Source organism: Nonomuraea angiospora, assembly GCF_014873145.1.
GTDB classification, from domain to species: domain Bacteria; phylum Actinomycetota; class Actinomycetes; order Streptosporangiales; family Streptosporangiaceae; genus Nonomuraea; species Nonomuraea angiospora.
Genome location: NZ_JADBEK010000001.1, coordinates 6,946,050 through 6,964,686 on the forward strand (window position 1 = coordinate 6,946,050; position 18,637 = coordinate 6,964,686).

Genomic DNA, 18,637 nt, shown 5'->3' on the forward strand with positions numbered 1-18,637 from the left:
CTCCTTAGAAAGGAGGTGATCCAGCCGCACCTTCCGGTACGGCTACCTTGTTACGACTTCGTCCCAATCGCCAGCCCCACCTTCGACCGCTCCCCCCAGCAAGCTGGTTGGGCCACGGGCTTCGGGTGTTGCCGACTTTCGTGACGTGACGGGCGGTGTGTACAAGGCCCGGGAACGTATTCACCGCAGCATTGCTGATCTGCGATTACTAGCGACTCCGACTTCATGGGGTCGAGTTGCAGACCCCAATCCGAACTGAGACCGGCTTTTAGGGATTCGCTCCACCTCACGGTATCGCAACCCTCTGTACCGGCCATTGTAGCATGTTTGCAGCCCAAGACATAAGGGGCATGATGACTTGACGTCATCCCCACCTTCCTCCGAGTTGACCCCGGCAGTCCCCCATGAGTCCCCACCACCCCGAAGGGCGTGCTGGCAACATGGAGCAAGGGTTGCGCTCGTTGCGGGACTTAACCCAACATCTCACGACACGAGCTGACGACAGCCATGCACCACCTGTCACCCAGTCCGAAGAGGCGCCTGTCTCCAGGCGTTTCCGGGTGATGTCAAACCTTGGTAAGGTTCTTCGCGTTGCGTCGAATTAAGCAACATGCTCCGCCGCTTGTGCGGGCCCCCGTCAATTCCTTTGAGTTTTAGCCTTGCGGCCGTACTCCCCAGGCGGGGCGCTTAATGCGTTAGCTCCGGCACGGAGATCGTGGAAGATCCCCACACCTAGCGCCCAACGTTTACAGCGTGGACTACCAGGGTATCTAATCCTGTTCGCTCCCCACGCTTTCGCTCCTCAGCGTCAGGTAAGGCCCAGCAAGCCGCCTTCGCCACCGGTGTTCCTCCTGATATCTGCGCATTTCACCGCTACACCAGGAATTCCACTTGCCCCTACCTACCTCTAGCCGGCCCGTATCCACCGCAGACCCGCAGTTAAGCTGCGGGCTTTCACGGCAGACGCGACCAGCCACCTACGAGCTCTTTACGCCCAATAATTCCGGACAACGCTTGCGCCCTACGTATTACCGCGGCTGCTGGCACGTAGTTAGCCGGCGCTTCTTCTGCAGGTACACGTCAACTTCGTCCCTGCTGAAAGAGGTTTACAACCCGAAGGCCGTCATCCCCCACGCGGCGTCGCTGCGTCAGGCTTCCGCCCATTGCGCAATATTCCCCACTGCTGCCTCCCGTAGGAGTCTGGGCCGTGTCTCAGTCCCAGTGTGGCCGGTCGCCCTCTCAGGCCGGCTACCCGTCGTCGCCTTGGTAGGCCACTACCCCACCAACAAGCTGATAGGCCGCGAGCCCATCCCCAACCGAAAAACTTTCCACCACCACCCGATGCCGGGGGCGGTCGTATCCGGTATTAGACCCAGTTTCCCGGGCTTATCCCAGAGTCAGGGGCAGGTTGCTCACGTGTTACTCACCCGTTCGCCGCTCGAGTACCCCGAAGGGCCTTTCCGCTCGACTTGCATGTGTTAAGCACGCCGCCAGCGTTCGTCCTGAGCCAGGATCAAACTCTCCAAACAATGTCTTTCGTTTGGATTGTGAATCCAAGCAATTTCCGTCAATAATGACGGGGATATGCATGTATCTCATGCACTGGCTTTTAACACACTGTTGAGTTCTCAAGAAACGGACGCGTACTTCCTTGCTCAAAACCGTTCCGGTCTTTCGCTCGGAGGCGTTCATTTCGTTGTGTCTTTACTCTTTCAGCCGTTCAAGTCCCTGTCAAATTGACCCGACTCGCTCGACTTGCTGGAATTAAGACCTGCCCCGCTTCCGGGACAACCCCTCTAACTTACCAGCCCTCACGAGTGGACGCGCACGTCCGCCGTGATGGAGGAGGAGAAGAAGGGTTGTGCCGTACTGCGTCGGCTCTTCAAGATTAGCAGCGCTCCCGACCCCTCGGGCCGGATCGCCGCGTACGACGGACACAGATCGATCACGACCGAACATAGACTCCCCACGTGAGCAGTAACACGCCGCCAGTGGCGAAGAAGGTTCCGACTGAGCGCACCCACCACGGTGACACCGTCATCGACGAGTACGCCTGGCTGAGCAACAAGGAAGATCCCGATACCACCGCCTATCTGGAGGCGGAGAACGAGTTTCTCAAACAGCAGACCGCTCACCTCTCCGATCTCCAGGAGCAGGTGTTCCAGGAGATCAAGGGCCGCACGCAGGAAACCGACCTCTCGGTGGCCAGCCGCAAGGGCTCCTGGTGGTACTTCTCGCGCACCTCTGAAGGCAAGCAGTACGCCGTCTCCTGCCGCGTCCCGGCCGACAGCGACGCGCCCCCGGAGATCACCCCGGGTGCCACTCTCGAACGCGAGGAGGTGATTCTCGACGGCAACGAGCTCGCCGGCGACAGCCCGTTCTTCTCGATCGGCACCAGCTCCGTCTCGCCCGACGGCACGATGCTGGCCTATTCGACCGACTTCAAGGGCGACGAGCGATTCACGCTGAAGTTCAAGAACCTCGAAACCGGCGAACTCCTCCCCGACGAGATCACCGACATCTTCTACGGCGGCGCCTGGTCGGCCGACGGCTCGACGTTCTTCTACACGCGCGTGGACGACGCCTGGCGCCCGTTCCAGGTCTACCGGCACACCCTCGGCACCGAAGAGGACGTGCTGGTCTACGAGGAGTCCGACGAGCGTTACTGGGTCGGCATCGGCCTGACGCGCAGCGAGAAATACCTCGTGCTCGGCGCGGGCAGCAAGATCACCAGCGAGGTGCGCATTCTCGACGCCACCGACCCCGCCGGTGAGTTCACGGTCGTGCGCCCCAGGAAGACCGGCGTCGAATACGGCGTCGAGCACGCGGGCGACTTCTTCTACGTGCTCCACAACGAGAACGCCGAGAACTTCGAGCTGGCCACCGCCCCGATCGACGACCCCGGCACCTGGACGCCGCTGATCGCCCACCGGGACGACACCAGGCTCCTGGAGATCGACGCCTTCTCCGACCACGCCGTGGCGCACTTCCGCCGCGACGGGCTGACCGGCCTGCGCGTGCTGCCGTACCCGGGCGACGTCCAGGACTGGCGCGAGCGGATCGAGGCCGCCGAGCGGAACGCGTACGAGATCGACTTCCCCGAGCCGCTCTACGACGTCGGCCCCGCGGGCAACCCCGAGTTCACCACGACGCGGCTCCGGCTGGCCTACACGAGCATGGTCACCCCGCCCAGCGTGTACGACTACGAGCTCGACACGCACGAGCTGATCCTGCTCAAGCAGCGCCCGGTGCTGGGCGGCTACGACCCGGCCGACTACGAGCAGTTCCGCGAGTGGGCCACGGCCGAGGACGGCACACGGATCCCGGTGTCCATCGTGAAGCGCAAGGACTCCGCCAGGCCCGCGCCGACCGTCCTGTACGGCTACGGCAGCTACGAGACCTCCATCGACCCCGGCTTCTCGGTCCCGAGGCTCTCGCTGCTCGACCGCGGGTTCGTCTTCGCGGTCGCGCACATCAGGGGCGGCGGTGAGATGGGCCGCCGCTGGTACGAGGACGGCAAGCTCACCAGGAAGCGCAACACGTTCACCGACTTCGTGGCCGTGGCCAGGCACCTGAAGGCGACCGGCTGGAGCGAGCGGATCATCGCCAGGGGCGGCTCGGCCGGCGGCCTGCTGATGGGCGCGGTCGCGAACCTGGCGCCGGAGGAGTTCGCGGGCGTGGTGGCCGAGGTGCCGTTCGTGGACGCCCTGAACACCATCCTGGACCCGTCGCTCCCGCTCACCGTGATCGAATGGGACGAGTGGGGCGACCCGCTGCACAACCCCGACGTCTACGCCTACATGAAGAGCTACACCCCGTACGAGAACGTGGACGGCCGCGCGTACCCGCCGATTCTCGCCATCACCAGCCTGAACGACACCCGCGTCCTCTACCACGAGCCCGCGAAGTGGATCGCCCGGCTGCGGGCGACGGCCGACGGCGGGCCGTTCCTGCTCAAGACGGAGATGGGCGCCGGGCACGGCGGCCGCAGCGGGCGCTACGACGCCTGGCGCGAGGAGGCCTTCGCGCTCTCCTGGATCATCGAGAGGGGCACCGCATGACCTATCAGGCCGACGACCGGCGCTACGAGCGGCAGCCGTACAACCGCAGCGGCCGCAGCGGGCTGAAGCTGCCCGCGGTCTCCCTGGGCCTGTGGCACAACTTCGGCGACACCCGCCCGATCGAGAACTCGCGGGCGATCCTGCGGCGCGCGTTCGACCTCGGGGTGACGCACTTCGACCTGGCCAACAACTACGGTGTCCCGTACGGCTCTGCGGAGACGAACTTCGGCCGCATCCTGCGCGAGGACTTCACCCCGTACCGGGACGAGCTGATCATCTCCACCAAGGCCGGCTACGACATGTGGCCGGGCCCGTACGGCGAGTGGGGCTCGCGCAAGTACGTCCTGGCCAGCCTCGACCAGTCGCTGCGTCGCATGGGGCTGGAGTACGTCGACATCTTCTACAGCCACCGCCCCGACCCGCAGACGCCGCTGGAGGAGACCATGGGGGCGCTCGACCGGGCCGTGCGCTCGGGCAAGGCGCTCTACGCGGGCATCTCCAACTACTCGGCCGAGCAGACCGCCCAGGCCGCGCGGATCATGCGCGAGCTGGGCACGCCGCTGCTCATCCACCAGCCGTCCTACTCGATGATCAACCGGTGGATCGAGGACGGGCTGCTCGACGCGGTGGAGGAGGCGGGCATGGGCTGCATCGTGTTCTCGCCGCTGGCGCAGGGCCTGCTGACCGACCGCTATCTCGACGGCGTGCCGGCGGACTCGCGGGCGGCGACGAGCAGGTTCCTCAGCGCCGACCGGATCGACCTCGACCTGGCCCGCGGGCTCAACGAGATCGCCGGGGGCCGCGGGCAGACGCTGGCCCAGATGGCGCTGTCGTGGACGCTCAGGGACCCGCGGGTGACGAGCGTGCTCATCGGGGCGAGCAGCGTGAAACAGCTCGAGGACAACGTGGCGTGCGTGGACGGCCCCGCCTTCACGGAGGACGAGCTGGCGGCCATCGACAAGATCACCGAAAGTTACACGAGCCGCTGATCACAGGGCTTCGTGCCGCTGGAGGTAGGTGAAGGCGGCCCAGCCGGGCAGCACCGGCAGCCAGAACGTGAGCAGCCGGTGCAGCAGCACGGCCGAGGTGGCCAGCTCGGCGGGCACGCCGGCCACGGTCAGGCCGCCCGCGAGCGCGAGTTCGACCGCGCCCAGACCGCCCGGTGTGGGCGCGGCCGAGCCGATGGCGTTGGCCGTGAGGTAGACGACCGCGACGGCGGTGAAGCTGAGCGAGCCGCCGAACGCGGCCACGCAGGCGTCCAGGCACAGCACGAACGCCAGGGTGATCATGAGCGTGCCCGTGCACGCCTCCACCATCTTGCGCGGCGACTGCAGCACGTCGAGCAGCCTCGGCAGCACGTTCGAGAACAGCTTGCGCATCCTGGAGGTCACCAGCCTGCGCAGCGGCGGCACGCCGAGCACCACCACGACCAGCACCGCGACCGCGAGCAGCACCACGACGAGGCCGCGCGACGGGGTGAACGACGTGGTCGTGGTGGAGCCGGTGATGTAGGCGAACAGCAGCAGCAGCGCGATGTGGAAGACCAGCATGATGAGCTGCGAGGCCCCCACGCTGGCCACCGCGCTGGCCGGCGGGATGCCGCGCTTCTGCAGGTAGCGGGTGTTGATCGCGACGCCGCCCACGGCGGCGGGCGCGACGAGCTTGACGAACGACGAGGCGAACTGCACGAGCACGGTGCGCCAGAGCGGCAGCGGCTCGGGCACGAAGCCCCGCAGCATCAGGGCCGCGGCCACGAAGCTGACGAACGACGCGACCAGCGCCACCCCGGACCAGGCCCAGTTGGCCGTGGTGACCACCCGGTAGATGTCGACCCGGCTGAGCTGGGAGAGCACGATGTACGCGGCCAGCGTGCTGGCGATGATCGTGATCAGGGTGCGGGGTTTGAAGCGTTCGAGGCGTACTTCCTCGACCTTGCCCTGCGGCTTGAGCGCGACGATGTGCTCGCGGAGGCCGGCCAGCAGGTGCTTGTTCTTCGACAGGGCCGAACGGGTCTCCCTGGTCAGCGCGATGCGCTGGAGCAGCGGCATGGCGGCGGCCAGCGTGTCGGGCCCCATGACGGCCGCCGCCGTCCGCACGGAGCGCTCGGGGCCGACGCGCAGCGCCAGGTAGGTGAGCAGCTGGGCGATGTCGAGCCTGAGCAGCAGGTCGCCGGCGGCGATCTCGCCGCTGCGGGCGTCGGTCAGCACGACGCGGCCCGCCCGGTCGAGGTGGATGCTGTCGCCGGTCAGCCGCCGATGGGCCAGGCGCTGGATCTGCAGCAGCTCCACCTGCTCCCAGATCTGGGCGAGCAGCTCGTCGTCGATCTGCTCGTCGGGCACCTCGTCGAGGGGGCGCGTCTCGATGTGCTCGTAGGCGAGCATCGCGGCCTCGGTGCCGATCTCGCTGGTGCCGAGCAGCCTGGGGGTGCTGGCGCCGGCCGCCTGGGCCGCGTACGCCATGAGCGCCTCGCGCTCCAGCTCCGCCCGGAGCGACCTGATGGCCCTGCGCCTGGTCTCGGAGTTGAGCCGGATGCGCCGCCACAGCCGGTACGGCAGCCCGGCCACCTGCCGGTCGCGGTCGAGCACGGTGACGTCGAGGCTGGTGCCGTCCTTGAGGCCGATGGCGTAGCGGCGGCTGCCCTGGTGGTCGTCCTCGATGCGGCGGGCCGAGACCACCGCGAACGACAGCTTGCGCAGCGCGGCCACCACGGCGCTGCCGGCCGGCCTGGTGTTGGGGCTGCCGACGCCGTAGAGGGTGGCGTAGCCGATGACCATGCCGACCAGCACCGTGACGATGGCGCTCGGGATCGTGATCTGCCGGCCGGAGAAGAAGGCGAGGATGTAGAGGGCGATCGTGGTCCACATCAGCATGCGCCAGGTGGGCCGGCGCGAGATGCGGACGGCGGTGGCGTACGCGACGACCGAGGTGAGCAGCGTGTTCACCGGCTCGATCGTCCGGTCGCCGGTCAGCAGCACGCGCAGGTCTTCGGCGTTGCCGGCGACCAGCCACTGCCCGAGCAGGAACGACCCGGCCATGCCGATGATCGCGGCGATCAGCCCTTCGGCGACGCGCAGCCCGTCGCGGTGGAAGACCCGCTCGACGGCGAACGCCGCGGGCACGATGAGCACGGCCGCGCCACCGAGGAACGCGGCGATCCTGCTGAGCAGCGGTACGAGCTGCGCGCCCTCCTTGACGTCGGCCTCCAGGCCGATGAGCGTCTGCTTGGCGACCAGCGCGAGCAGGACGACCGCGGCGAGCACGATGAGCGTGCTGAAGAAGCGCAGCAGGTCGGAGGGGCGGCGAAGGCGCTGCGGCAGCAGCGGCTCTACAACGTAGACGTCGCTTTCCGCGCGTGACTCACCCACGGCTGGATCCCCCTCGAGGTCCTCCGTGTCATCTCGTTCCCTGATTTCGGCCACCGACAGCGATTCTGCACCTTCCCGGCCGGACCGTGCGATCTCTAGGCTTCCAGTGTCCTCAATCGCCCCCGCACTCGTCGCACGGGGCAGGCTACACGCATTTCCGCGTCTGCTGTCATTCCAGGTGCGGGACGTAGTCTGTGTCCCATGTCGGGTGAATTGAGGGTTCTAGGGGCGTGTCCGCTGGACTGCCCGGATGGCTGCTCCTGGGTGGTCACCGTCGAGAACGGCAGGGCCGTCAAACTGCGCGGCAACCCCGACCACCCGTACACCAGGGGCGCCCTGTGCGTGAAGGTCAACCGTTACCTTGAGCACACCCGGGCGGACGACCGCATCCTCTACCCCATGCGCCGCACCGGTCCCAAGGGCTCCGGCCAGTTCGAGCGCATCACGTGGGACGAGGCGCTCGACGAGATCTCGGTGCGGCTGCGCGGCATCGTGGCGGAGCACGGCGGGCAGGCCATCTGGCCGTACCTGGGCACCGGCACGCTCGGCTACCTGCAGGGCTGCGAGGGCGTGGCCGGGCGGCGGTTCTGGAACATGCTGGGCGCCTCCAAGCACTGGCTCAACATCTGCTCGGCGGCCGGCAGCAGCGGCCTGATGCGTACGAACGGCACCCCCGGCGGCATGGACCCCGAGAACTTCGCGCTGGCGAAGCTGATCCTGCTCTGGGGCACGAACACGCTGACCAGCGGCCACCACCTGTGGAAGTTCATCCAGGACGCGCGGGCGGAGGGCGCGCGCGTCGTCGCCATCGACCCGATCCGCACCAGGACGGCCGACCAGGCCGACGAGTACCTGGCGATCAGGCCGGGCACGGACGCGGCGCTCGCGCTCGGGCTGCTCAACGTCGTGCTGGCGGAGAACGCGCAGGATGAGGAGTTCCTGGCCGAGCACACCGAGGGCTGGGAGGACTTCCGCCAGGAGATCCTGAAATATCCGGTCGAGACTGTGGCTGAAATCACCGGCGTCCCCGCCTCCGCCATCCACAGCCTGGGGATGCGGCTGGCCCACACCCGCCCGACCGCCATCCGCGCCACGCAGGGCCTCCAGCGGCACCAGGGCGGCGGCACCGCGCTGCGCACGATCGCCTCGATCCCCGGCGTCACCGGCGACTGGCGCCACCCCGGCGGCGGCATCGCCTACTCCACCAGCGGCCACGTGCACTTCGACATCGACACCCGCGACGACCTGCTGGCCGGGCCCGTCCGCACCCTCGTCATGACCAAGCTGGGCTCACAGCTCGACGACGTGAAGTGCCTGTGGGTGTACGCGGCCAACCCGGCGGGCTCGAGCCCCGACGCCAACGCGATCAGGCGGCAGCTCGCCCGCGAGGACCTGTTCACGGTGGTCATGGAGCAGTTCCCGACCGATACCGTGGACTACGCCGACATCGTGCTCCCCGCGACCATGCAGACCGAGCACCCGGACCTGCACGCCGGGTACGGGCACCTCTACCTGCTCTGGAACGAGCCCGCCGAGCCCCCGCCCGGCGAGTGCCTGTCCACGACGGAGACGTTCCGGCGGCTGGCGGCGCACATGGGGATGACCGAGCCGTCGCTGTTCGACTCGGACCTGGAGCTGGCCGAGCAGCTGCTGTCGAGCGGGCACCCGTCCCTGGAGGGCATCACGCTGGACCGGCTGCGCAAGGAGGGCTGGGTGCGGATGAACTACCCCGCGCCCTTCACGCCGTTCGCCGAGGGCTTCCCGACGCGGTCGGGCAGGCTGCGCTTCCCGCCGGCGGGCAAGGCGTACACGCCGTCCCACACGGCCGGCGCGAGGGGCGGCGGCTCGCCGTACCCGCTGGCGCTGGTCACGCCCGCGCCGCACACGTTCCTCAACACGACCTTCGGCAACAACCCGGAGCTGCGCCGCCGCGCCAAGGACCCGGTGGTGCTGGTCAACCCGGCCGACGCGGCGGCCCGGGGGCTGGTGGCCGGTCAGCGGGTACGCGTGCACAACGACGGCGGCGAGTTCCTGGCGGACGTGGAGATCAGCGACCGCGTGGCGGCCGGGGTGGTGGCCTCGCCGAAGGGGCGCTGGCCGAAGCTGACCCCCGGCGGCGCCAACCCGAACGCGGTCGTGGCCGAGCGGGACGGGGACATGGGCAGGGGGCCGGGCTTCCACGACAACCTGGTCGAGATCAGCCCTTGTGCCGGTCCATGAACGCCACGATCCGGTCGAGCACGTCCTTCCCGTGAGGACTGGCGAACAGGGCCGAGGCGTGCAGGCTCTCCCCCGGGACGACCATGGTCTGGTTGTCGGGGGCCTTCGTGGCGGCGGCGTGCGCCTTGGCCAGGTCGTCGGCGCCGCCGTAGCCGTCGTTCTCGGAGCCGACCTGCAGGAGGGGAACGGTCAGCCGGGCCGCGTTCTCCGCGCTGATCTCGCCTGAGACGGCCACCACGCCGGCCGCCTTCGGGCCGAGCCGCACGGCGGCGGGGACGGCGGTGGTGGCGCCGATCGAGCCGCCGACCAGGAAGATCCGCTTGACGCCCGGCTCCTTGGCCAGGCGCCTGGCCATGGCGACGGCGCCGTCCTCGGGGAGGGTGGCGGAGGTCCTGGCGTACAGCAGGACGCGGTAGCCGGCCGCCACCAGGCGGTCCGACAGGGGCCGCCAGGTGCACACGTTGCCCCGGCGCTCGTAGGTGACGACCACGCCCACCGGGCCGTCACCGGCGATCACGCCGGGCAGATCGCCGTCGTGCTTGAAGATCTTGCCGTCCGCCTCGGTGAAGCAGCCGGAGACGTTCGGCCCCGTGGGGATCGGGGCCGGCGTCGTCGTCTCTGGGACCGGGGCCGGAGTCGTCGCCGCGGGAGCCGTGCTCGGCCCGGATGCCGTGGCGCCGGTGCTGGCCGCGCCCCCGCAGGCCGTCAGCACCCCCACCATGAGCCCCACCACACCTGTCAACGCGCGCATGGCCACCCTTTCCGCTCAACTATGTCAGAAGTGACATAGTTGCAAGGGCACCATATCCTTGGGCGAACCATGACTTCAACGCTGGGATTCGCGATCCTCGCCGTGCTGGCGCGCGGCGAGCGCACCGGGTACGACCTCGCCGCGGCCATGCGGCGGCCCGTCGGCTACTTCTGGACGGCCGGGCACAGCCAGATCCACGCCGAGCTGCAGAAGCTGCGGGCCGGGGGGCTGGTCGGCTTCGAGGCCGAGCACGGGCCGGGGCCGCAGGGCAGGAAGGTGTACCACCTGACCGCCGAGGGCGGGGCGGTGCTGCGGGAGTGGGTCACCGAGCCGCCGCGCGAGCGGCCGGAGCGCGACGAGCTGGTGCTGAAGACGTACGCGTCGTGGCTGGCCGAGCCGGAGCTGGTCAGGCGGATGTTCGCCGACCAGCTCGCCGCGCACGAGGAGCGGCTGGCCGAGTACGAGCGGCAGGAGGCGTCATTCGGCGGGCCGCCCGCCTTCGGCGATCCCGGGTTCGGCAGCTACGCCACGTTGCGCTGCGGGCTGAGCTACGAGCGGCACCGGGCCGACTGGTGCCGCTGGATGCTGGCTCAGCTCAGCGAGAGCTTGTAGCCCTCGTGGGAGGCCGTGAAGCCGAGGTTGTCGTAGAAGCGGTGCGCGTCCGTACGTGACTTGTCGGAGGTGAGCTGCACGATGGCGCAGCCGCGCTCCCGGGCCCGGTCGACGGCCCACGCGATCATCCGGCCGCCGAGGCCCTGGCCGCGGGCGGCGGCGGCGACCCTGACGGCCTCGATCTGGCACCGCTCGGCGCCCAGCCGCGACAGCCCGGCCAGGTACGTGAGCTGCATCGTGCCCACCACCTCGCCGTCCTGCTCGGCCACGATCAGCTCGTCGTAGGGGTTGGCGTCGATCCGCTCGAACGCCGCCAGGTAGCGCTCGTCGCCCGGGTCGCCCTCGCGCGTGGCGCCGAGATGGTCGTCGGCCAGCATCGCCACGATCGCCGGCACGTCCTCCTTGCGGGCCGCGCGGAAGAGCGCTTTCTCACTTTGCTGCATGTCCGAATGATGTCAGGGATGGCTCAGGGTCCGTCCCCGATGCCCCCAAGGGGGCCGAAAAGGCACCATGAGTGACATGAACGAAATCAGCCGACGAGATGAAGTCTCCCTGTCGGGCGCGGCGCTCCGCGGCGCCCCCTGGAAGGCCGCCGCCATCGGCGGCGGCGCCGTCGCCGCGACCAGCTTCGGCCTGGGCGTGATCACGGGCGGCGGCGACCTGGTGTGGGCGCTGGGCCTGGGCATCAGCCTGTTCGCCCTGATCGCCGCGATCGGCGCGGTCTCCAAGCCGCACGAGGGCGACCGGGTGACCCGCCAGGCTCGCCTGTGGTCGCTGAAGCACCCGTGGAAGTTCGCGCTGCTGCCCGCGGCCATCACGGCCGTGCTGGACTATCCGGTGCAGCTCGTGCTCGACGGCGAGGGGGTGTTCGGCTCCGGCATCCAGGCCCTGTGGCACGGCGCGCTGGTCTACCTGATCGCCGGCATCCTGACCCTCACCATGCGGGGCCGCGCCGATTCCGCCCGGTGAGCTCAGCCCTGCGCCTCCCGCTCGGCCTGGCTCCGGCACACGCAGAACTCGTTGCCCTCCGGGTCGAGCATCGTCACCCAGCCGCTGCCGTCGGGCTGCCGCCGGTCGTCGTGGACGGTCGCGCCCAGCCCGATCAGCCGCTCGACCTCCTGGTCGCGGGTCCTGCCCTCGGTGCCGTTGACGTCGAGGTGGATCCGGTTCTTCACGGTCTTGCCCTCGGGCACGCGGATGAACAGCAGGAACGGGTCCTGCTTGGTGCGCAGCATGACCTCTTCGTCGCCCGGCTTGTCGCCCTCGCCGAGCGGCAGCCCGGTGGCCTGGCTCCACCAGGTGGCGATCTCGTACGGGTCGGCGGCGTCGATGGTCACGGCATGAATTTCGATCACCTGGCCACCCAACCCGTGACGAGCCGAAACGTCAAGGTCAGGCGAGCACCCGCAGGCCGATGACCCCCGCCAGGATCAGCGCGATCGAGATGACGCGGGCCGGCGAGACCTCGTCCCCCATGGCGATCATGCCCAGCACCGCGGTGCCCGCCGCGCCGACACCGGTCCAGACGGCGTACGCGGTGCCGACTTCGAGGGTCTTGAGCGCGTACGAGAGCAGGCCGAAGCTCAGCACGGCCGTGACGAGGAACGACAGGGTCCACCACAGATGGCCGAACCCGTTGCTGAGCTTGAGCGAAAGGGCCATGACGACTTCGAAGACGCCGGCCAGCACGAGGACGATCCACGCCATGATCAGAACTCCCTTGAGACGAGACTTCGGTGCGTGCGTCGTCTTGGCGTTCCGGGTACGGCGCGTCTCGTCCGGGAGCTGTCAGCTCATGAGCGACAACGCTGCCCTCGACAGGATCATTCCCACCAGATGGTGACCCATCGGTCGCGCGGCAAGGGCCACATGCCCAGCTCCAGCACCGTGGACGCCACCTCCTCCGCCCTGGACGGGTCGAGGCACACCCTGCGGCACGCGCTGACCGCCAGGTCCTCCAGCGAGGTGAATCGTTCCAGGGGAGCTTCCCGTTCCTCCACCTGGACCGCGTAGCCGAGCGCCGCGGCCAGCGCCACGCAGTCCTCGGCGATGGGCCGCACCGGCCGGTCCATCCCGTGGAAGTGCTGCCACAGCGGCGTCATCCAGCTCATGGGGTGGCGGTGCGTGAGCTCCAGCACCACCCGCCCCTGCGTGCGCTCGTCGAGGGCCCGCAGGAAGCCGGCCAGGTCGACGACGTTGTAGACCACGTGGGCGGCGACGGTGACGTCCACCACGGGCACCCGGCCGGACACGTCGGGCCAGCGCCCCTCGACCGCCGTGACGGGCACGCCGAGCTTCTCCGCCCGGGCGGTCAGCCCCTCCAGCATCGACGCCGAGGTGTCCACCGCGTAGAGGTGGCCGATGCGCTCGTGCAGCGGCAGTGACGCGGCGCCGGGGCCCGAGCCCACGTCGAGCAGCGTGCCCTTGTCGGGCAGCGCCTCCGAGAGCCGGGACATGGTGGGGCCGTCGTCGGGCTCGGCCAGTGCCCTGTCGGTACGGGTGCCGAACCGCTCGGGCGAATGACTCCAGGGGTCGGCGGGAGCCCTGGCCGTGATCTCATCGGGAATGGCCCAGGATTCCAGGCGCTCTCGCCATCTCGCGGCGAGTTCTTCGGCGTCCATGGAGACGAGCATGCCACGCATACCTGGGGTTACCCGCGGGTAGCATTGCAGAGTAAGGTTACTCGCCAGTACGAATACCCCTCGGTTCAAGGAGATCGACCCCCATGGGCCACTACAAGAGCAACGTGCGAGACCTGGAATTCAACCTCTTCGAGGTGTTCGGGCGACGCGAGATCCTCGGCACAGGGCCCTTTGCGGACGTGGACGAGGAGGTCGCGCGGGGCATTCTCGACGAGGTCAACAGGCTGGCCACCGGCGTCCTGGCCGACTCCTTCGAGGAGGGCGACAGGAACCCGCCCGTGTTCGACGCGGCGACCAGCTCCGTGAAGGTGCCCGAGGGCTTCAAGAAGTCCTACAAGGCGCTGGTGGACGGCGGCTGGGCCAACCTCGACCTGCCCGCCGAGCTGGGCGGCCCCGGCATCCCGAGGAGCCTGGCCTGGGCCACGGCCGAGCTGGTCCTGGGCTCCAACCCGGCGCTGTACATGTACGCCGCGGGCCCCAACTTCGCCTACACGCTGTGGAAGGTCGGCACGCCGGAGCAGAAGCGCTTCGCCGAGCTGGCCATCGAGCGCGAGTGGGGCGCCACGATGGTCCTCACCGAGCCGGACGCCGGCTCCGACGTGGGCGCCGGGCGGGCCAAGGCGGTGCGCCAGGAGGACGGCAGCTGGCACATCGAGGGCGTCAAGCGCTTCATCACCAGCGCCGAGCACGACATGGCCGAGAACATCTTCCATCTCGTGCTGGCCCGGCCTGAGGGCCACGGGCCTGGCACCAAGGGGCTGTCGATGTTCCTGGTGCCGAAGTTCCACGTGAATCTCGAGACCGGCGAGCTGGGCGAGCGCAACGGCGTCTACGTCACCAACGTCGAGAAGAAGATGGGGCTGAAGGTCTCCACGACCTGCGAGCTCACCTTCGGCGACAAGCACCCGGCCGTCGGCTGGCTGGTGGGCGACGTCCACGAGGGCATCAGGCAGATGTTCATGGTCATCGAGCACGCCCGCATGATGGTCGGCACCAAGGCCATCGCCACGCTCTCCACCGGCTACCTGAACGCGCTGGAGTACGCCAAGTCGCGCCTGCAGGGCGCGGACCTGACCCGGATGGCCGACAAGGCCGCTCCCCGGGTGACCGTCACCCACCACCCGGACGTGCGGCGCGAGCTCATGCTCCAGAAGTCGTACGCCGAGGGCATGCGGGCCCTGGTGCTCTACACGGCCACGTTCCAGGACGCCCTCCTGGTCGACCCGGACGACCGGCACGCCAGCGAGATGAACGATCTGCTGCTGCCCATCGTCAAGGGCGTCGGCTCCGAGCGGTCGTACGAGCTGCTCTCCCGCTCGCTGCAGACCCTGGGCGGCTCGGGCTACCTCCAGGACTACCCGATCGAGCAGTACATCCGGGACGCCAAGATCGACTCCCTGTACGAGGGCACGACCGCGATCCAGGGCCTGGACCTGTTCTTCCGGAAGATCCTGCGCAACCAGGGCGCGGCGGTCGGGTCGCTGCTGGCCGAGATCGGCGAGTTCGCCGGCTCCGAGGCGGGCAACGGCCGGCTCAAGGAGGAGCGCAAGCTCCTCACGGAGGCCGCCGCCGAGGTCAAGGCCATGGGTGACACCATGGCGGGCTGGGCGCTGGGCTCGCTGGAGGCGCCGGCCGAGGTGTACAAGGTCGGGCTGAACACCACCCGGCTCCTGCTCGCGCTGGGCGACCTGGTGATCGGCTGGCTGCTGCTGCGGCAGGCCGAGGTGGCGCTGGCCAAGCTGGCCGGCGGCGAGGACCCGTTCTACCTGGGCAAGGTGGCCGCGGCCTCGTTCTTCGCCAAGACCGTGCTGCCGCGGCTGGCCGTGGAGCGCCGGATCGTGGACTCCACCGGGCAGGAGCTCATGGAGCTCCCCGAGGAGGCCTTCTGACCGTAGGGGCGGGGGTGCTTCGAGGGAGTACGGTCGCGGCATGAGCTCGAGTTCTCACGATCACCCCCTTCCGCCGCCCCGGGTCGAAGAGGTGTCCGAGGGCGTCTTCGCCTACATCCAGCCCGACGGGAGCTGGTGGATCAACAACACCGGCTTCCTGGCCGGCCGGCGCGGCGTGATCTGCGTCGACGCCTGCTCGACCGAGCGCCGTACGCGGGCCTTCCGCGAGGCCATCGCCACGGTCACCGACCGGCCGATCACCACGCTGGTCAACACCCACCACCACGGCGACCACACGTTCGGTAACTGGCTCTTCCCCGAGGCCACGATCGTCGGGCACGAGGGCGTGCGGGAGCAGATCCTGGCCGAGGGCGTCCCCACCTACCGCGCCGCGTGGTCGCCCGAGGTGGAGTGGGGCGAGATGGAGGTGGCGCCGCCGTTCCTCACCTTCACCGACCGGATCACCCTGCACTCCGACGACCTGCGGTGCGAGGTGCGGCACGTGGGCCACGCCGCGCACACGACGAACGACTCGTACGTGTGGATCCCCGAGCGGCGGCTGCTGTTCGCGGGCGACCTCGTCTTCAACGGCGGCACGCCGTTCGTCCTGATGGGCTCGGTGGCCGGGGCGCTGGACGCGCTCGACCAGCTCAGGGCGCTGGGTGCGGAGACCGTCGTGCCGGGGCACGGCGGGGTGTGCGGGCCGGAGGCATATGACCGGGTCGAGGGTTACCTGCGGTTCGTGCAGGAGACCGCGGCGCGGGGCCGGGCGGCGGGCCTGTCGCCGCTGGAGGCGGCCAGGGAGGCCGATCTGGGCGAGTGGGGCGGGCTGCTGGACTCCGAGCGCATCGTGGGCAACCTGCACCGCGCCTACGCCGAGCTCGACGGGCAGCCGCTGGGCGCGCCGATCGACCTGGTCGCCGCGGTGTTCGACATGATCACCTACAACGGCGGGAAGCCCCTGTCCTGTCTCGCCTGAGATGTCACGGGTGTGATCTCTTGTACCCGGGTATGACCGTGGCTGTACTCGCCGTTTGCCTGGAGGTCGTCATGGGTGTCGGGGTAAGCATCTTCTTCCTCACGCTTGGCGCCATCCTGAGGTTCGCGATCGAGCCCGACGTGTTCGGCAAGGCCGTCCACATGGATGTCGTCGGGCTCATCTTCATGATCGTCGGTGGCGTGGGCGTGGTGCTGAGCGTCGTGCTGGCCCCCAGGAGGGGGCGCACTTCCGAGGGCCGGCTGATGCACCGCGAGAACAACCCGCCGGAGATCTAGAGGCTGAGCTGCACCGCGGCCCGGGAGGCCAGGATCGGCCTGATGTGCTCCACGATCACCGCCTGGTGCTGCGGGTGGTCGCGGTAGACCAGGTAGTCGTCGACGTCGTCGAAGTCGGCCACCACCGCGTAGTCGTGGTTGCCCTGGTTGATGCCCGCGTCGGGGCCCACGGTGTACGAGCGGAGCTGCGGGATGACGCCGGGCAGCTTGCCCAGCTCGGCGGTCACCGTCTCCTTCTGCTCGTCGGTCGCGGCCTCGGTCCAGGTGAACAGCACGATGTGGCGAATCATGCGATCAGGTGTATCAGATCGCGGCGGCGTGACTCTGTACGGGATGGGTGCGGGTGTTCCGGCCTACGGCGATCGCCGGGGGAGGGGTCCTCCCGGCGGTCGCCGTAGTCTCCTCCGGCTAGCTCCAGGCCAGCATGTGCAGCGGGTCCTCCAGCATGTCGCCGACGTCGCGCAGGAACATCGAGCCCAGCTCGCCGTCCACGATGCGGTGGTCGAACGACAGGGCCAGGGTGGTCACCTTGCGCACCGCCAGCTCGCCGTCCACCACCCACGGCATGTCCCTGATCTGGCCGACGGCGAGGATGGCGGCCTCGCCGGGGTTGAGGATGGGGGTGCCGGCGTCGACGCCGAAGACGCCGACGTTGGTGATGGTGAACGTGCCGCCGGCCATCTCGGCCGGCTGGGTGCGGCCCGCCCTGGCGGTCTCCGTGAGCTCGGCCAGCCGCCCGGCCAGCTCGGGGAGTGACAGGGCGTGGGCGTCCTTGACGTTGGGCACCACGAGGCCGCGGGGGGTGGCGGCGGCTATCCCCAGGTTCACGTAGCGCTTGACCACGATCTCCTGCGCCGCCTCGTCCCACGACGAGTTGATCATCGGGTGGCGTTTGACGGCGGTGAGGACCGCCTTGGCCACCAGCAGCAGCGGGGACACCTTGACGTCCGCGAAGTCCCGGAAGGTGCGCAGGCGCCGTACCGTCTCCATGGTGTTCGTCACGTCGAGCTGGAGGAACTCGGTGACGTGCGGAGCGGTGAAGGCGCTGGCGACCATGGCCTGGGCGGTCATCCTGCGCACGCCCTTGACGGGGATGCGCTCCTCCGGCCGCTCGGGCGCCGCCGCCTCGGCGACCGGGGGCGCCTCGGCCTGCGCCGCGGCGTGGACGTCCGCGCGGGTGATCGAGCCCTCGGGACCGGTGCCGGTGAGGGCGGACAGGTCGACGCCGAGGTCCTTGGCCAGCTTCCGTACGGGTGGCTTGGCGAGGACGCCGGCCCGGCGGGCCGCGGGCGCGACAGGGGCGGGAGCGGGGCCGCCGTCCACCTCCACGCGGGAGGGGTTGGCCACCGGGTTCGCCGGGATGCCGGGAACCTGGGGCTTGCGGGGGCGGCGCTTGGTGGCGCCGGTCTTGACGCCGTAGCCGACCAGGACCGCCTGGCGCTCCTCCTTGGGCGCCGGGCTGCCGTGCGCCCCGGGCTCGACGGCGCCCTCCGCAGGAGGCGTGGGCACCAGGTCCTCGGCCAGCGCCTTGGTCTCCTCCGAGACCGCTGCCTGTCCACGAGAGGTCTCGGCGCCTTCGGAGGTCTCGACGGCGATGATGGGGGCGCCGACGTCGACCGTCTGGCCCACCTCGGCCAGCAGATCCGCGACCACCCCGTCCCAGGGGATCGGGAGCTCGACGATCGACTTGGCCGTCTCGATCTCGACGACGGTCTGTTTCATCTTGACCGCGTCACCCACCTCGACGTGCCAGCGGACGATCTCGGCCTCCGTCAGCCCTTCGCCGACGTCGGGGAGCTTGAACTCGCGTCGCATGAGAACC

General features: G+C 69.2%; 16 protein-coding genes, 1 rRNA gene and 1 riboswitch. Of the genes, 8 read left to right on the plus strand and 9 right to left on the minus strand.

From position 1 onward, the window contains the following. Positions 1-8 precede the first annotated feature (8 nt). Positions 9-1,529, minus strand: a 16S ribosomal RNA gene (locus H4W80_RS31365). Between the two features lie 441 nt (positions 1,530-1,970). Here H4W80_RS31365 and H4W80_RS63850 point away from each other — a divergent pair. Continuing rightward, the gene (locus tag H4W80_RS63850; RefSeq protein ID WP_192788377.1) at positions 1,971-4,061 is read left to right on the plus strand and encodes a S9 family peptidase; all 2,091 of its coding nucleotides are present in this window, start codon (positions 1,971-1,973) and stop codon (positions 4,059-4,061) included. Next, positions 4,058-5,050 carry an L-glyceraldehyde 3-phosphate reductase gene (gene mgrA, locus H4W80_RS31375; protein WP_192788378.1) on the plus strand — a complete coding sequence of 331 codons (993 nt, stop codon included), beginning with the start codon at positions 4,058-4,060 and terminating at the stop codon, positions 5,048-5,050. The genes H4W80_RS63850 and mgrA overlap by 4 nt, the downstream gene beginning before the upstream one ends. Here the strand turns inward: mgrA and H4W80_RS31380 are convergent, their stop codons facing one another. Beyond that, the gene (locus tag H4W80_RS31380) at positions 5,051-7,426 is read right to left on the minus strand and encodes a lysylphosphatidylglycerol synthase transmembrane domain-containing protein (RefSeq protein WP_192788379.1); all 2,376 of its coding nucleotides are present in this window, start codon (positions 7,424-7,426) and stop codon (positions 5,051-5,053) included. It abuts the gene before it with no gap. A 201-nt stretch (positions 7,427-7,627) separates the two neighbouring features. Between H4W80_RS31380 and H4W80_RS31385 the strand changes: the two genes are divergently transcribed. Further along, positions 7,628-9,646, plus strand: coding sequence for a molybdopterin-containing oxidoreductase family protein (locus H4W80_RS31385; protein ID WP_192788380.1), 2,019 nt, complete (start codon positions 7,628-7,630; stop codon positions 9,644-9,646). Here H4W80_RS31385 and H4W80_RS31390 read toward each other — a convergent pair. Further along, a complete protein-coding gene (locus H4W80_RS31390) occupies positions 9,624-10,397 on the minus strand; it encodes an alpha/beta hydrolase (RefSeq protein ID WP_192788381.1) in 774 nt (257 codons plus the stop codon). The two genes, H4W80_RS31385 and H4W80_RS31390, sit on opposite strands and share 23 nt — an antisense overlap. 69 nt (positions 10,398-10,466) lie before the next feature. Here H4W80_RS31390 and H4W80_RS31395 point away from each other — a divergent pair, with 69 nt between their 5' ends. Then, positions 10,467-11,009 carry a PadR family transcriptional regulator gene (locus H4W80_RS31395; protein ID WP_192788382.1) on the plus strand — a complete coding sequence of 181 codons (543 nt, stop codon included), beginning with the start codon at positions 10,467-10,469 and terminating at the stop codon, positions 11,007-11,009. On the opposite strand, the gene H4W80_RS31400 is transcribed toward H4W80_RS31395, so the two are convergent. After that, a complete protein-coding gene (locus tag H4W80_RS31400; protein WP_192788383.1) occupies positions 10,988-11,452 on the minus strand; it encodes a GNAT family N-acetyltransferase in 465 nt (154 codons plus the stop codon). The two genes, H4W80_RS31395 and H4W80_RS31400, sit on opposite strands and share 22 nt — an antisense overlap. 76 nt (positions 11,453-11,528) lie before the next feature. Between H4W80_RS31400 and H4W80_RS31405 the strand changes: the two genes are divergently transcribed. Further along, positions 11,529-11,978: a hypothetical protein gene (locus H4W80_RS31405; protein WP_192788384.1), complete on the plus strand. Its 450-nt coding sequence runs from the start codon at positions 11,529-11,531 to the stop codon at positions 11,976-11,978. A 2-nt stretch (positions 11,979-11,980) separates the two neighbouring features. On the opposite strand, the gene H4W80_RS31410 is transcribed toward H4W80_RS31405, so the two are convergent. The 3 genes from H4W80_RS31410 to H4W80_RS31420 form a co-directional block, all read right to left on the minus strand. Next, positions 11,981-12,364 (minus strand): VOC family protein, encoded by a 384-nt coding sequence (locus tag H4W80_RS31410; protein WP_192788385.1) that lies wholly within the window; start codon positions 12,362-12,364, stop codon positions 11,981-11,983. 37 nt (positions 12,365-12,401) lie between these two features. Continuing rightward, complete coding sequence (locus H4W80_RS31415; protein ID WP_192788386.1) at positions 12,402-12,716, minus strand: DMT family transporter; 315 nt, start codon at positions 12,714-12,716, stop codon at positions 12,402-12,404. Positions 12,717-12,748: 32 nt separating this feature from the next. After that, positions 12,749-12,807, minus strand: a riboswitch (guanidine-III (ykkC-III) riboswitch). Positions 12,808-12,832: 25 nt separating this feature from the next. Then, complete coding sequence (locus tag H4W80_RS31420) at positions 12,833-13,630, minus strand: class I SAM-dependent methyltransferase (RefSeq protein ID WP_225963768.1); 798 nt, start codon at positions 13,628-13,630, stop codon at positions 12,833-12,835. A gap of 104 nt (positions 13,631-13,734) precedes the next feature. On the opposite strand from H4W80_RS31420, the gene H4W80_RS31425 reads away from it, so the two are divergent. The 3 genes from H4W80_RS31425 to H4W80_RS31435 all read left to right on the plus strand — a co-directional run bounded on the left by H4W80_RS31425 (position 13,735) and on the right by H4W80_RS31435 (position 16,815). Continuing rightward, complete coding sequence (locus H4W80_RS31425; protein WP_192788388.1) at positions 13,735-15,540, plus strand: acyl-CoA dehydrogenase; 1,806 nt, start codon at positions 13,735-13,737, stop codon at positions 15,538-15,540. 40 nt (positions 15,541-15,580) lie between these two features. Beyond that, positions 15,581-16,519 carry an MBL fold metallo-hydrolase gene (locus tag H4W80_RS31430; protein WP_192788389.1) on the plus strand — a complete coding sequence of 313 codons (939 nt, stop codon included), beginning with the start codon at positions 15,581-15,583 and terminating at the stop codon, positions 16,517-16,519. Positions 16,520-16,590: 71 nt separating this feature from the next. After that, positions 16,591-16,815 carry a hypothetical protein gene (locus tag H4W80_RS31435; protein WP_192788390.1) on the plus strand — a complete coding sequence of 75 codons (225 nt, stop codon included), beginning with the start codon at positions 16,591-16,593 and terminating at the stop codon, positions 16,813-16,815. Here the strand turns inward: H4W80_RS31435 and H4W80_RS31440 are convergent. Together H4W80_RS31440 and H4W80_RS31445 are read right to left on the minus strand one after the other, a co-directional pair. Then, positions 16,812-17,105, minus strand: coding sequence for a Dabb family protein (locus tag H4W80_RS31440; protein ID WP_192788391.1), 294 nt, complete (start codon positions 17,103-17,105; stop codon positions 16,812-16,814). The genes H4W80_RS31435 and H4W80_RS31440 overlap by 4 nt on opposite strands. A 118-nt stretch (positions 17,106-17,223) precedes the next feature. Next, positions 17,224-18,630: a dihydrolipoamide acetyltransferase family protein gene (locus tag H4W80_RS31445; protein ID WP_192788392.1), complete on the minus strand. Its 1,407-nt coding sequence runs from the start codon at positions 18,628-18,630 to the stop codon at positions 17,224-17,226. Between the last annotated feature and the right edge of the window lie 7 nt (positions 18,631-18,637).